The 12,743-nt window shown below is 68.1% G+C and carries 13 protein-coding genes and 2 tRNA genes; 5 read left to right on the top strand and 10 right to left on the bottom strand.

Translation table 11 applies throughout. From position 1 onward, the window contains the following. The first annotated feature begins 26 nt into the window (after positions 1–26). Both F4560_RS39595 and F4560_RS39590 read left to right on the top strand, forming a co-directional pair. On the top strand, positions 27–770 hold the full coding sequence (locus tag F4560_RS39595; RefSeq protein ID WP_184928151.1) for a methyltransferase domain-containing protein: 744 nt from the start codon (positions 27–29) through the stop codon (positions 768–770). 60 nt (positions 771–830) lie between these two features. Next, on the top strand, positions 831–2,024 hold the full coding sequence (locus F4560_RS39590) for a hypothetical protein (protein WP_221483806.1): 1,194 nt from the start codon (positions 831–833) through the stop codon (positions 2,022–2,024). 19 nt (positions 2,025–2,043) lie between these two features. Here F4560_RS39590 and F4560_RS46400 read toward each other — a convergent pair whose 3' ends face one another. The 6 genes from F4560_RS46400 to tig all read right to left on the bottom strand — a co-directional run bounded on the left by F4560_RS46400 (position 2,044) and on the right by tig (position 8,694). Beyond that, entirely contained in the window at positions 2,044–3,780 is a 1,737-nt protein-coding gene (locus tag F4560_RS46400; protein ID WP_184928149.1) for a 5'-methylthioadenosine/S-adenosylhomocysteine nucleosidase family protein, read from the bottom strand. An 89-nt stretch (positions 3,781–3,869) separates the two neighbouring features. Next, positions 3,870–4,463 (bottom strand): RBBP9/YdeN family alpha/beta hydrolase, encoded by a 594-nt coding sequence (locus F4560_RS39580; RefSeq protein WP_184928148.1) that lies wholly within the window; start codon positions 4,461–4,463, stop codon positions 3,870–3,872. Position 4,464: 1 nt separating this feature from the next. Next, a complete protein-coding gene (gene clpX, locus F4560_RS39575; RefSeq protein ID WP_033438306.1) occupies positions 4,465–5,745 on the bottom strand; it encodes an ATP-dependent Clp protease ATP-binding subunit ClpX in 1,281 nt (426 codons plus the stop codon). Between the two features lie 207 nt (positions 5,746–5,952). Next, positions 5,953–6,579, bottom strand: coding sequence for an ATP-dependent Clp protease proteolytic subunit (locus tag F4560_RS39570; RefSeq protein ID WP_184928147.1), 627 nt, complete (start codon positions 6,577–6,579; stop codon positions 5,953–5,955). Positions 6,580–6,607: 28 nt separating this feature from the next. Next, positions 6,608–7,216 (bottom strand): ATP-dependent Clp protease proteolytic subunit, encoded by a 609-nt coding sequence (locus tag F4560_RS39565; protein WP_312869753.1) that lies wholly within the window; start codon positions 7,214–7,216, stop codon positions 6,608–6,610. Positions 7,217–7,329: 113 nt separating this feature from the next. Then, positions 7,330–8,694 (bottom strand): trigger factor, encoded by a 1,365-nt coding sequence (tig, locus tag F4560_RS39560; protein WP_184928146.1) that lies wholly within the window; start codon positions 8,692–8,694, stop codon positions 7,330–7,332. A 1,257-nt stretch (positions 8,695–9,951) separates the two neighbouring features. On the opposite strand from tig, the gene F4560_RS39555 reads away from it, so the two are divergent. Next, positions 9,952–10,857 carry a LysR family transcriptional regulator gene (locus tag F4560_RS39555; protein WP_033438489.1) on the top strand — a complete coding sequence of 302 codons (906 nt, stop codon included), beginning with the start codon at positions 9,952–9,954 and terminating at the stop codon, positions 10,855–10,857. 90 nt (positions 10,858–10,947) lie between these two features. Next, on the top strand, positions 10,948–11,199 hold the full coding sequence (locus F4560_RS39550; protein ID WP_184928145.1) for a hypothetical protein: 252 nt from the start codon (positions 10,948–10,950) through the stop codon (positions 11,197–11,199). 52 nt (positions 11,200–11,251) lie between these two features. Here the strand turns inward: F4560_RS39550 and F4560_RS39545 are convergent. Continuing rightward, positions 11,252–11,325, bottom strand: a tRNA-Pro gene (locus tag F4560_RS39545). 61 nt (positions 11,326–11,386) lie between these two features. Between F4560_RS39545 and F4560_RS39540 the strand changes: the two genes are divergently transcribed. Continuing rightward, a tRNA-Gly gene (locus F4560_RS39540) sits at positions 11,387–11,457 on the top strand. A gap of 169 nt (positions 11,458–11,626) precedes the next feature. On the opposite strand, the gene F4560_RS39535 is transcribed toward F4560_RS39540, so the two are convergent. From F4560_RS39535 to F4560_RS39525, 3 genes are read right to left on the bottom strand one after another with little or no spacing between them, the layout of a single operon-like run. Next, on the bottom strand, positions 11,627–12,118 hold the full coding sequence (locus F4560_RS39535; protein ID WP_184928144.1) for a helix-turn-helix domain-containing protein: 492 nt from the start codon (positions 12,116–12,118) through the stop codon (positions 11,627–11,629). Continuing rightward, the gene (locus F4560_RS39530; RefSeq protein WP_246477942.1) at positions 12,115–12,516 is read right to left on the bottom strand and encodes a hypothetical protein; all 402 of its coding nucleotides are present in this window, start codon (positions 12,514–12,516) and stop codon (positions 12,115–12,117) included. The genes F4560_RS39535 and F4560_RS39530 overlap by 4 nt, the downstream gene beginning before the upstream one ends. After that, positions 12,494–12,724 (bottom strand): hypothetical protein, encoded by a 231-nt coding sequence (locus tag F4560_RS39525; protein ID WP_184928143.1) that lies wholly within the window; start codon positions 12,722–12,724, stop codon positions 12,494–12,496. Before F4560_RS39525 ends, F4560_RS39530 begins: the two co-directional genes overlap by 23 nt. Positions 12,725–12,743: the final 19 nt, after the last annotated feature.

Below are 12,743 nucleotides of genomic sequence, written 5' to 3'. Positions count from 1 at the left end.
CCACACGGCTGTGGTTGCCTGGCTGCATGCTGACGCGACCGGACCCCATCACCTACCTGGACCACGCGGCGGAAGCGGGCCGCGCCTACAAGCAGCGGCTGCTCGACTCCCTGGACCTCCGGCCCGACCACACCGCCCTGGACGTCGGTTGCGGTCCCGGCACGGACCTGCCCGCCATGGCCGAACGCGCAGGCGCAGTCATCGGCGTGGACCTGGACCAGACCATGGTGGAGGAAGCGAGAAGGCGCACCGCCGGGCTGCCCGTGGAGGTGCGGCTGGGCGACGCCCACGCGCTCCCCCTCGACGACCGCAGCGTCGACCGTGCGCGCGTGGACCGGGTCCTGCACCAGGTGGCCGACCCGGCCGGCGTCCTGGCCGAGCTCCGCCGCGTCCTGCGTCCCGGCGGCCGTGCGGCGCTGGCTCAACCGGACTGGGAAACCCTCGCCGTGGACCCCGGCTCGACCGCCACGAACCTCGCGTTCAACCGGTTCATCTGCGACCGGATCATGACCAACCCCGTCGTCGGCCGCCAACTGGCCCGACTCGCCGCGGCAGCCGGCCTGACCGTCGTGACGATCGACACCGAAGCCCTGTTGCTGCGGGATTTCGCCACCGCCGACGAACTCCTCGGCCTCACCCGCAACACCCACCGCGCCGTCGAGACGGGCCGCATCACCCGCCCCGCCGCCGACGCCTGGCTGGCCGACCTCACGGCCGGTCCGTTCCTGGCCACGTTCACCCTGTTCAGGGTGGTGGTCAGCGCGGCGTGAGCGGCACCCCGCCGCTGCGGCATGCTGGTCCCCACGAGACCGAGGGGGAATGTCGCCGTAGTGGAACGCTTCGAAGCCGGACGTACGTACGAGAACGTGTACCTCCTGGTGGTGGATGCCGCGGGGTACTCGAACGCGGTTCTCGACCACCCGCGCGACCGGGTCGCCGGCGCGTTCGACCTGTTCCGCGACCGGACGGTGACCGGCATGTCGGAGCTGGCGGCGGCCAACGGCTGCGGACGCGCCGAACTGTGGTCCTGGCAGGGTGACGGCGGCATCTTCGCCTTCCACGACGACAACGAGAGCGTCGCCCTGGACACGGCGCTGGTGATGGGCCGCAGGCTGGTCCGGGACGACCTGCACCACCTCCGAGAGCACTTCGCGCGGATGGCGGTGCTCAGCGGACTGCACGTCCGCGTCGCGCTCCACAAGGACACGATCCGCTACCGCGGCGACTCCAGCGCCCTGCACACCCCCGGAATCAACTTCGTGTCGCACTTGGAGCACGTGACCCCTCGTGACTGCCTGGCGATCTCGGAGGAGGTCCACCGGATCGGCGGTGACCACGTGACCGATTTCGAAGCCGTGGGCGAGTTCGAGGGCAAGCTCGTCCACCTGCTCGCACCGGAGGGCGCCTCGGCGAAACGGCTGTGGCTCGCCGGACGTGGTTTCGCCGACGGCTCGGCGGTGCACGTCTACCGGGAACGCCCGTCACAAGCGGACAAGGCCAGACTGCTCGCCACGGCGGACCGGGAGGTCGTGGACATGGGCACGGCGCTGAACACGTGCGCCGGCTACTTGACCACCACCGAGCGCCCGGCCCTGTTCCGCAACGCGGTCCTGGCATTCCTGTCGCGTGGCGGCGCCTACCGGTGTCTGGTGATGGATCCGGACGGCCCTCTCACCGCCGCGCACGCCCACGACCGCCGGGAGGACCTCCACAGCCGCGTTCGCCGCTCGGTGGAGCGGTTCGCCGAGTTCAAGGCGCGCTACGCCGACGTGACCGACGGTTTCGAGGTGCACCAAGTGGCGGGGTACCCCGGTTTCGCGGCGCTGGGCGCCGATCTCGGGTCCGAACACGGTCTGCTCATGTACTCGCCGTACCTCGGCGTGCCGCCGACGGCCGGACCCGTGTTGGAGCGGGGCGGCATGCCGCACTACCTCGTCGACCGGTCCGCGGGGCAGGTGTTCGAAACCCTTCGGTCGGTGATCCGATCGTTCATCGAAGCGGATGGCACCCGGAGACTGCTCTAGCGGCGGCTCCGGCAGGGCGTCAGTCGACGGGATCGAGTCCACCCGTGCGGAGGAGGTGCAGGAGGAAGTCGGCCGCGTTCCGGGCGGCAACGGCCTGGTGGCCGTCGCTCTTGTCCATGCCCCAGTCGGAGATGCCCTTGATCGCGATCCAGTCCACCTTGTGCTTGGCGCACGCGCCGTGCACCCCGGCCGCCTCCGTCTCCCCGCCGACGGCGTCCGGTTCGAGTTCCAGCAGGCTCGCCCGGAACTCGGCCGAGTTGACCAGGACGCTCATCGACAGCAGCAGGCCGAAGTCCGGCTCGGGGCCCGCCCAGTCCATCGTCGCCGCACGGCACCGGTCGAGCACGCGCACCCCGGCGGTCACCAGCTCACCGCGCACGACGGTCCGGTCCGGCAGTTCCTTGCGCCAGTTCAACGCGCGCATCCTGGAGCTGATGACGAGCCCGCCCAAGTGCTGCTCGCGCTCGCGCAACCCGTAGCAGATGCCGACGAGCAGGACGAAGTCCGGCGTCAGCTCACGGATCAACGTGTCCGTGGTCAACGTCGCCGCTCCCTGGGCATCGACCCCCTGCTCGGTCTGCGCGAGGAGCAGCCGGGCACGGCTGACCACCCCGAGGTCGAACACCGTGTGGTGATGCGTGCGCAACCTCGTCACCTCGCCACGTCCCACCGCCCGCACGACCGCGTCCCGTTCAGTGGCGTTCGCCACGAGTACGAGAACGGTCGACGTGGTCGTGTCCTTCGAGACCTCGGCCAGCAACGCGTCCTGCCTCTCCCGTGCTTTCCGCATCGTCTCCCGCGCCACCGTCACCACGTTCACCAGCACCACCGCACCCAGGAACGGCAGCATCAACGCGATGCTGGTCGACCGGAACGTCGCCGGGGCGGCACCCGGGATCCCGACCACGACGTAGTACCTGAACAGCCAGAACAACGCGGCGCCGTACGACGTCGGGCCACCCGTGCAGACCGTGGCGCATGCCTCCAGCTCCCAGCCAACCACCCCTTGGGCGATGGACAGCAGCAGCACTGCGGACGCCAAAAGCAGCAGGGGCACACCGTTGAACGCAAAGGACGGCGCCGTAGGAATGCGACCCGGTTCTCGAACGAGCAGGACGCTGTCATCCCCTGCTCCGAACGACCGGACCCGCGCGCACTTGCGGAGCGCGTCCAACGTCTGCGGCGTCGAGGCCGCCTCCGGTGCGAACACCAGCACCTTGTCCGCGCCGTACTCGTACCGGGCGCTCAACCGATCGACCAGCCGCACCGCCTCCTCCAGCAGGCCCTCGACATCGCGTGGGTCTGCGACGTGGCACAGCGCGATGGACCAGTTGTCGCCGCGGAACGACTCACCGGCCTGCCTCGCCGCCGTCCCCCGGTTGAGGAGAAACGCCAGGCCGAACGACAGCGTGTGCACCACCCCGCCCAGCATCATCAACACCGCGGCCCACAGCAGCGCCGCCAATGACGCGAACAGCGCAGGAACCCGCAGGTCGAACACGAACGCCAGCACCAGAGCGAGGAGCAGGCAGAGGAAGGCGGGAACGGCCAGCACCAACGCGTCCCACAAGCGGTCGAGCGCATGGATGACACGGGCCTTGGCGCCCATCCTCGCCTTCGCCGGGATCGGCGGTCGCACGAGCACAAAGGTGTCCGCGGAGCGCCAGATCAGCCGGCCGTCCAAGTGGGCCAGCCGCAACTGCAACGCCAGTGGCGCGCGGGAGCGGAACACGACGTTGAGCCGCCTGGGGCGCACCGCCCGCAAGACCTGTCGCCCGAGGCCGGCCCGCTTCACTGAGCGGGCGGCCCCGCGTAAGTCCGCGAACGTCGGCTCGGACGCCACGGTCAGCGCGGCGTGAGCGGCACGCGGCCGCTGCGGACCCACTTCAGCACGGCGCTCCACGGCCCGTACCCGGCGTCCGCGTTGAGGTGCGCGCCGCCCACGATGACGTCCAAGTCGATCCGCAACGCCTCGGCCAACTCCTTGGCCTGCGTCAACGTGCAGTACGGATCACCCTCGCCGACCACCAGTCGGGTCGACACCGCCGCCCGCCGCGCCGCCGTCGGATCGAGCACGGGGTGCAGGAACTCGGAGATCAACGGCTCGTCGGCGAAGTCCGGCGCGGGCGGGGCGACCAGCAGCACCCGGTCCACCCGCAGCGCCTCGTCGAACGGCCCGGCCGCGTGGTGCAGCCACAACAGCCCGGCCAACGAGTGCGCGACGACCACGCGTTCGACCGAACCGGCCGCGGGCATGGCGGCCAGGTGCGACCGCAGCTCCGCCAACCACACCGGCAGCTCCGGTGAGTCGGGGGCGCTGAACTGGGGCAGGTCCACCGACCCACCGTGGTGGGCCAGTTCACCTGCCAGCCAGTTCTGCCAGTGCGTCGGCCCGGATCCACCCAGGCCGTGCAGGATCAGCGTGTGCGGGAGGGACAACTCACGCCGACTTCTCGCGGCGCTCCCGGCGCGAGGGCTGCCGGGCGACGATGGTCGGGTTGACGTTGTCCTTCACGGTCTGCTCCGTGATGACGACCTTGGCGACGTCCGTGCGGCTCGGGATGTCGTACATCACCGGCAGCAGGACTTCCTCCATGATCGCCCGCAGGCCGCGGGCGCCGGTGCCGCGGAGGATCGCCTGGTCGGCGACGGCCTCCATCGCGGTCCGGGTGAACTCCAGTTCGACGCCGTCCATCTCGAAGAGCTTCTGGTACTGCTTGACCAGCGCGTTCTTCGGCTCGGTCAGGATCCGGACCAGTGATTCCTTGTCCAGGTTCGTGACGCTCGCGACCATCGGCAACCGGCCGATGAACTCGGGGATCAGGCCGAACTTGATCAGGTCCTCGGGCATCGAGTCCGCGTAGTAGTCCGCCGCGTCGACCTCGGCCTTGGTGCGCACCTCGGCGCCGAAGCCCAGTCCGCGCTTGCCCACCCGGTCCTGGATGATCTTGTCAAGGCCCGCGAACGCGCCCGCCACGATGAACAGCACGTTCGTCGTGTCGATCTGGATGAACTCCTGGTGCGGGTGCTTGCGACCACCCTGCGGCGGCACGGAGGCCGTGGTGCCCTCGAGGATCTTCAGCAGCGCCTGCTGCACGCCCTCGCCCGACACATCCCGCGTGATCGACGGATTTTCACTCTTTCGAGCGATCTTGTCGACCTCGTCGATGTAGATGATGCCGGTCTCGGCGCGCTTGACGTCGTAATCCGCCGCCTGGATGAGCTTGAGGAGGATGTTCTCGACGTCCTCACCCACGTAGCCCGCCTCGGTCAGCGCAGTGGCGTCCGCGATGGCGAACGGCACGTTCAGCATCTTCGCCAGCGTCTGGGCCAGGTAGGTCTTGCCGCAGCCCGTCGGGCCGAGCATGAGGATGTTCGACTTGGCGAGCTCCACGCCGTCGTCGCGGCCCTCACGCCCGCGGTCACCCGCCTGGATGCGCTTGTAGTGGTTGTAGACCGCCACCGAGAGCGTCCGCTTGGCCTCGTTCTGGCCGATCACGTACTGGTCGAGGAACTCGTGGATCTCGGCGGGCTTGGGCAGCTCGTCGAGCTTGACGTCACCGGCCTCCGCGAGTTCTTCCTCGATGATCTCGTTGCAGAGGTCGATGCACTCATCGCAGATGTAGACACCGGGGCCGGCGATGAGTTTTTTCACCTGCTTCTGGCTCTTACCGCAGAAAGAGCACTTCAGCAGGTCGCCGCCGTCACCGATACGTGCCATGACCGCTGACCTCTGTCCCCTCCGGCACACGACCTGGTGAAGTGCGCCTGACTGCTGATGTGGCGAGTGCCCGCTGGACGCGGGGTCCGCCCGTTCCCCTCGACGGTACCTGTCCTACCCGCCTGTGCGGGAGGACCAGCGTGCCCCCGACACACCGAACTGGACAGGACCCCTGGTCAGCTCGGCGTGTCGGACGCCACGCCGGTGCTACTTCGCCGAGAGCTTCCGGTACGGCAGAACGCTGTCGATCAGGCCGTAGTCCTTCGCCTCGGCGGCGGTGAGGATCTTGTCGCGCTCGATGTCCGTGCGCACCTGCTCGGGCGTCTGGTTGGTGTGCCGGGCGAGGGTCGACTCCAGCAGCCTGCGCACCCGCTGGATCTCGTTGGACTGGATCTCCAGGTCGGAGACCTGCCCGTAGACGCCCTCGGTGGCCGGCTGGTGGATCAGGATCCGGGCGTTCGGCAGCGCGTGCCGCTTGCCCGGGGTGCCCGCCGCGAGCAGCACAGCCGCCGCCGAGGCCGCTTGGCCCAGGCAGTAGGTCTGGATGTCGGGGCGGACGAACTGCATGGTGTCGTAGATGGCCATCAGCGAGGTGAACGAGCCACCAGGCGAGTTGATGTACATCAGGATGTCGCGGTCGGGGTCCTCCGACTCCAGCACGAGCAGCTGGGCCATCACGTCGTTGGCCGACGCGTCGTCCACCTGCACGCCGAGGAAGATGATGCGTTCCTCGAACAGCTTGTTGTACGGGTTGGACTCCTTGATGCCGTAGCTGGTGCGCTCGACGAACGACGGGAGCACGTACCGGGACTGCGGCGCGTGGAACTGGCTCACTTCAGGTCTCCTGGTGCTCTGCTCGCGGTCAGTTGGTCGACGCCTGGCTGGCGCGGCTGATCACCTTGTCCACGAAGCCGTACTCCAGGGCTTCCTGTGCGGTGAACCAGCGGTCGCGGTCCGAGTCGGCGACGATGCGCTCGACCGACTGACCGGTGTGCTCCGCGATCAGCTCGGCCATCTCGTGCTTCGTCTTGGTGAGCATGTCCGCCTGGATCGCGATGTCCGCCGCCGTGCCGCCGACACCCGCCGAGGGCTGGTGCATGAGGATGCGGGCGTGCGGGAGCGCGTGCCGCTTGCCGGGCGTGCCCGCGGAGAGCAGGAACTGCCCCATCGAGGCGGCCAGGCCCATCGCGTAGGTGGCCACGTCCGGCTCGATGAGCTGCATCGTGTCGAAGATCGCCATGCCCGCGGTCACCGAGCCGCCGGGCGAGTTGATGTAGAGCGTGATGTCCTTCTCCGGGTCCTCGGCCGCGAGGAGGAGGAGCTGGGCGGTGATCTGGTTGGCGATGCCCTCTTCGACCTGCGACCCCAGGACGATGATCCGCTCGCGGAGCAGGCGCTCGTAGACCGAGTCGTTGAGGTTCATCCCCGTGGCCGCTCGCATCTCGGGCGTCGGGAAGGAATGCTGCGTCACGTCTGCCTGCCTAACTTTGCCGACTAGCTGTGCCGAAAAGAGTCTCGTAGCAACGACCTTAACGAAGGCGGGCGGCGTCGACGTACCGACACCGCCCGCGTTCGCTCAGGGCTTCACTCCGCGTTGGCGGCTTCCTCAGTGGACTTGGCCTCGGGCTTCGCCTCACCGAAAAGCTCGTCGAGGTCGAGGGCGTTGCCGGCCGCGTCGGTGACGGTGGCCTGGCGCACGACCGTGGCCAGCGCCTTGCCGCGGCGCACGTCGGCGAAGATCGCGCCGAGCTGGCCCGACTGCTGCGCCCGCTTGACGTACTCGTCCGGGCTCACGCCGAACCGCTGGGCCTGGTAGATGATCCGCTCGGTCAGCTCGGCGTCGGTCACGCTGAGCTGCTCGGCGTCGGCGATCGCGTCCAGCACGAGCTGGGTCTTGACCGCCTGCTCGGAGGCCTCGCGCACCTCGGCGTCGAACTCCTCCTTGGTCTGGCCCTGCTCGGCCAGCCACTCGGCGAAGCGCGCCTCGTCGTGCTCAAGGGCGTGGATCGCGTCGTGCGCACGCGCGTCGACCTCGCCCTGGACGACGGCCTCGGGCAGCGGCACCTCGACGCTGGCCATCAGCGCCTCCAGCACCTTGTCCCGGGCCTGGACGCCCTGCTGCATCTTCTTCACGCGGCCCAGGCGGGTGCGCAGGTCGGCCTTCAGCTCGTCCAGGGTGTCGAACTCGCTCGCCAGCTGGGCGAACTCGTCGTCCAACTCCGGCAGCTGGCGCTCCTTGACCGAGGTCAGCACGACGGTGACGTCGGCGTCGCGGCCGGCGTGCTCACCGGCGACCAGGGTGGTGGTGAAGTTGCGGGACTCGCCGTCGGAGGCGCCGATCAGGGCCTCGTCGATGCCCTCGACGAGCTGGCCGGAGCCGATCTCGTAGGACAGGCCGGCGGTCTTGGCCTCCTCGACCTCCTCGCCGTCCACGGTCGCCGACAGGTCGACCACGACGAAGTCGCCGTTCTCGGCCGGGCGCTGGACGCCGGTCAGGGTGGCGAAGCGGGCGCGCAGCTCGTTCAGCTGGGTGTCCACGTCCTCGTCGGTGACCTCCTGGTCGTCGACGCTGACCGTGAGGTCGCCGAAGGCCGGGACGGTGATCTCTGGGCGGACGTCGACCTCGGCGGTGAACGCCAGCGACTCGCCGTCCTCGATCTTGGTCACCTCGAAGTCGGGGCGGCCGAGGGTGCGCAGCTCACCGGAGTTGACCGCCTCCAGGTACTTGGCGGGGATCGCCTCCTGGACGACCTCGTCCAGGACGGGCGCGCGGCCGATGCGGCTCTCCAGCACGCGGGCGGGGGCCTTGCCGGGGCGGAAGCCGGGGATGCGGACCTGCTTGGCCAGCTTCCGGTACGCGCGGTCGAAGTCCGACTTGAGCTCGTCGAACGGCACCTCGACGTTGATCCGGACCCGCGTCGGGCTCAGGTGCTCGACGGTGCTCTTCAACGTGGTCTCCTCGTAACGGGCACGACGTGCGGAACATCCCGGGAACGCGTCTGGGTGCGCCGGGATTCCGCCTGAGTCTAGGCGGTCCGCCGGCGCGGGGGCGCTAGCACCCCGGCTCTGGGGGCCGCAAGCAGGTGCGACGGCGGCGGTGCGGGGGCCGCGCGGGGCCGACCGCCCATTGTCGCGGCAATAGAGGATGAACGAGATTCACATTCTGCGTGCGGCCGGCAAATTCTTTGTGTCGGCCGAATTACGCACTGTCGCAACCGTCCTCAACGCAACCGTGAGGCTGCCCTTGGCACCCACGGGACAGCGACGGGCGGACCCCGGCGGACGGGACGGAAATCACAACACTGGCTATTAAACAAAGCCCTGGTAAGTGCGGTCTTGGCAGCGCGTGATCCCGGACGCGTTCCGGGCCACGTTCCGGCCATGTTCCGGGTTCGTTCCGGGTCTTGACTGGGTGCCGTGGTCGCATTGACTCGGACGCGCCCATTGGCGGCAACCTGGCGGCGGACCGCATTTTTCGGTCTCGATCGTAGACCGTTCGGTGGTATCGACCCCGCCAGACGGTCCAACTAGACCCTGTATCGCTAGGCCATTCGAGTGACACAGGGAGCCGTGCCTATGGCGTGTCGCGTCATCACCCTACGAAGCCGTCCAACAGTCGTGTAACACGTATGTCGTAGCGCAGCGTCACGTTGCGCAACCGGCACGAGGGGAGGGTTGGGCACAAGGAGTGAATTGAGGCCGTTTGGAGTAGTACCCGACCGAAAGTTTTCACTTGTCGAGATGACTCCAGTCGCCGTAGTCCATTAGTGTGGGTTTCAGGTAGCGTGACGCCCGGACCCGCGTGTTCGACCAGGAATAATTGTGTTGCCGGACGTTCTGGGGGGTCAGCAGCGGACGCAACCGGCAACCGGGACCGACAGGAACGAGCGAGACAATGTCATCGAGCTCTTTAACCACCTACCAGACAAGGTGCCGATGACCCGATGAGATCCATTCCGCCGCTGCCGAACACAAAATCTGGATCATCACTGGGCGCCGGCCTTGTCGTCGGTGTCCGACGGGTGGCGGGCACTCCGCCCGACCACCGGGTGCCATCCCTCACGGTAGAGCGGCGTTGTTGATCGACCTCAGGCCGCGCGCACGCATAAGCGCAGCCAGGGTCGGCTGCCGCCATGCACAAGAGATCACGACGCCGTCCTACACCGGCCTCTCGTGGACCACTTATCCGCACCGTTGGGGAGCTCCATGGAGACGCGTCAACTTTTGGCGTTCACAACTGTGGTTCAAACGGGCAGTTTCACCAAGGCAGCCGCCACGCTGAATTGCTCGCAGCCCACCATCACCACCCGGATCAAGGCACTCGAAGAAACCCTCGGCGTGCCCCTGTTCCGGCGACTTCCGCGCGGCATCCAGATGACCTCTGCCGGTGTCGAGCTCTTACCGTTCGCACGGAACATCATCACCCTGACCGACAAGGCAAGAAAAGCCATAACGATGAACGGCGAGCCGCACGGCAAGCTGGTCATCGGCAGCGCACAGAGTCTGACCGACTACCGTCTGCTACCACTGATCGAGTACATGTGCTGGCGCTACCCGAGCGTCCAGATCTCCCTCCATTCACGGAACACCCAGGCGAACCTGACCTCGGTGCGTGAGGGGCGGCTGGACTGCACCTTCTTCATCGGCTCCGTGGAGCCCCGCGAGGGGTTGGAGACGACGGTGCTGTGCCCGGAGCCGTTGGCCATGGTCGCCGGTCCCAGCCACGCGCTCACGAGGCGTTCGGTGATCACCGAGGACGAGCTGCGGGGCAGCACGCTCATCCGGGCGGAGAACGGCGCCAGTTACTACGAGCAGTTCGAGCAGGCGTTGGGTTTGCAGGAAACGGAGTCGAAGTCGCCGGTGCTGGCGCTCGACTCGATCGATGCCGCCAAGCGCGCGGTCGCCTCGGGTCTGGGGATTTCGCTTGTCCCCGAGGTGACGGTCGCGGCGGAGCTCGCCGACGGCAGGCTGTGCCGGCTGCCGTGGGTCCCGCCGTTCAGGGTGTACACCCAGTTCGCGTGGCGGAGGGACAACTCCACCAACCCGTCCGTGACGGCACTCGTGTCGGCGGCGGCGCAAGTGGTGAGCGAGCAGGTAGCCACACCGGCCTGACACTGGGGAGCCGTTCTTGAGCGCCCGGGCGCGAGTGTGCTCAAGAACGGCCCGCGTTTCGCTACGCGGCGTGTCGGGTAGGCCGAACGAATGACCGTCAAGGCAAGTCATCTGCGGGAGTTGCTGAACTCCCAGCTGCCGGACCCCAACCTGGTCCTGATCGAGGGACGGTTGGAAGTCGTGCCGGTGGATCTCCTGGACGCGGACCACTACCGCGGTGCTCTGCTGCTCCTGTCGAGGTCGGAGCTCCTGGCGCGAGGCGTGGACGAGACGTCGCCGGATGACGAGCTGGAGCTCCAGGCAGCGACGATCTCCACGGCCGTGAACGACCTGGGCGCCTAGCCACGTTCAAGAAAAAGCCCTGACCAACCACGAGGGTCGGCCAGGGCAACCGTCGGGGCGACAGGATTTGAACCTGCGACCCCCCGCTCCCAAAGCGGGTGCGCTACCAAGCTGCGCCACGCCCCGGTCCACCCCAGCCTATCGCGACCAGCTAAGCTACTCCCGCGCCCACCCCGGTAGGCGCGGTGCGGGTGTAGCTCAATGGTAGAGCCCCAGCCTTCCAAGCTGGTCATGCCGGTTCGATCCCGGTCACCCGCTCTCTTGCTCCAGTGCTGGTAGACCGCTTACGGACCGTCCCATGTGGACGGTCTTTTGCTTTCTGTGGATCTTCCGCCCCCTCTCCTCCCTCGAGTGGAGGTAGGTGAGCGCCGCGCGGGCGGAGCTATGACCCATCCAATCCAGGAGTTCGTGGAGCGTCGCCCCGGTCTCAGCCACCAGCGTGTTGCCCGTGTGCCGGAGGTCGTGCAGGCGAGTGCTGCGGGGCGCGGACATCGCTCGCGCCGAAGATCATGGTCGTGGTGTCGGGGATGCGGGCCGGGACGGACCTGGGCATGTGCCGGGCCGGGATACCCGCGTAGAGGGCGAGCCCGTCCAGTGCCCGCACGTACGGCGGCAACTCAAGACGAAGCAGCGGATCGAAGGGGTCCAACAGCTCCCGATGCCGCATCGCCACGTCCGCCAACAGATCGAGCAGCGGCACACCCAGAACCTCGCAGTACATCGCCAGCGTGGCGGGACTCGGCCCTCTCGCGCCCCGTTCAACTTTCGACAACAGCGCTTCCGACACCTCGAACCGCTCCGCGATCACCGACGCCTTGACATCCCGCTGCCGCCGCAAGGCCCGCAGATGCGCCCCCAACACCTCCTGATAGGTCGCACGACGAGGCGGCTGACGCGTGGGTTTCCGCTCCTCGGTCACCGCCAACCCCCAGGAGTCCACAACCGCAGAGCAGCACCCAACACCAGACGAGGAGCCGTCCGCTCATCCGGCGCCGGGAGCGTCAACAACTCACCGACAACCTCCACAAGTCCGCCCGTCTTCTCCCACGTCATCGCGGGCGGATCACCACCAGCCGAACGCAGCGCCATCGCATCCGTGGCCGAGCGGACGCGCAGGCAGTCCAGCCACCCGTCCGGCCACTCCCGGAACGCATCGACCCGGTCCACGCCCTCGGCGTCGAAGCGGTGGATGAACGACCACCCTGCCGCCTCCAGGTCGACCAGACGGCCAAGCTCCGGGTAGCGCGCCACGACCTCGGCGACGTTGCCGCCCACCTGCGACAGGGCCACCGGCTCAACCCTCCCCGGTGGCGTCATCACCGACCTCCTCAACCAGCACATGCCGCCCTGCCGCCGAAAAGACCACCTGATCCAGAACCGCCTGTCCCTCGGTGAGGCTACGCACCAGACGCGGAAGTGCCGCGTGGTCCACCAACAGCACGGCAGGGAAGGCGTTGCCAAACCGGACCTCGACCCGCCCCACGAACACCAGCGGTTCGACCCGCATCGGCAGGTCAGCAGTCACGTGAAGACGCACCATGTCC

It is taken from the genome of Saccharothrix ecbatanensis (genome assembly GCF_014205015.1).
Lineage (GTDB): Bacteria > Actinomycetota > Actinomycetes > Mycobacteriales > Pseudonocardiaceae > Actinosynnema > Actinosynnema ecbatanense.
Note: the sequence above shows the minus strand (reverse complement) of the source record. Positions and strands in the feature narration are given on the sequence as shown.

Excerpts from the sequence above, each read along its gene's own strand:
- F4560_RS39595 (WP_184928151.1), top strand. The coding sequence starts at position 27 with ATGCTGACGCGACCGGACCCCATCACCTACCTGGACCACGCGGCGGAA.
- clpX (WP_033438306.1), bottom strand. The coding sequence starts at position 5,745 with ATGGCACGTATCGGTGACGGCGGCGACCTGCTGAAGTGCTCTTTCTGC.
- F4560_RS39555 (WP_033438489.1), top strand. The coding sequence starts at position 9,952 with ATGGAGACGCGTCAACTTTTGGCGTTCACAACTGTGGTTCAAACGGGC.
- F4560_RS39550 (WP_184928145.1), top strand. The coding sequence starts at position 10,948 with ATGACCGTCAAGGCAAGTCATCTGCGGGAGTTGCTGAACTCCCAGCTG.
- F4560_RS39530 (WP_246477942.1), bottom strand. The coding sequence starts at position 12,516 with ATGACGCCACCGGGGAGGGTTGAGCCGGTGGCCCTGTCGCAGGTGGGC.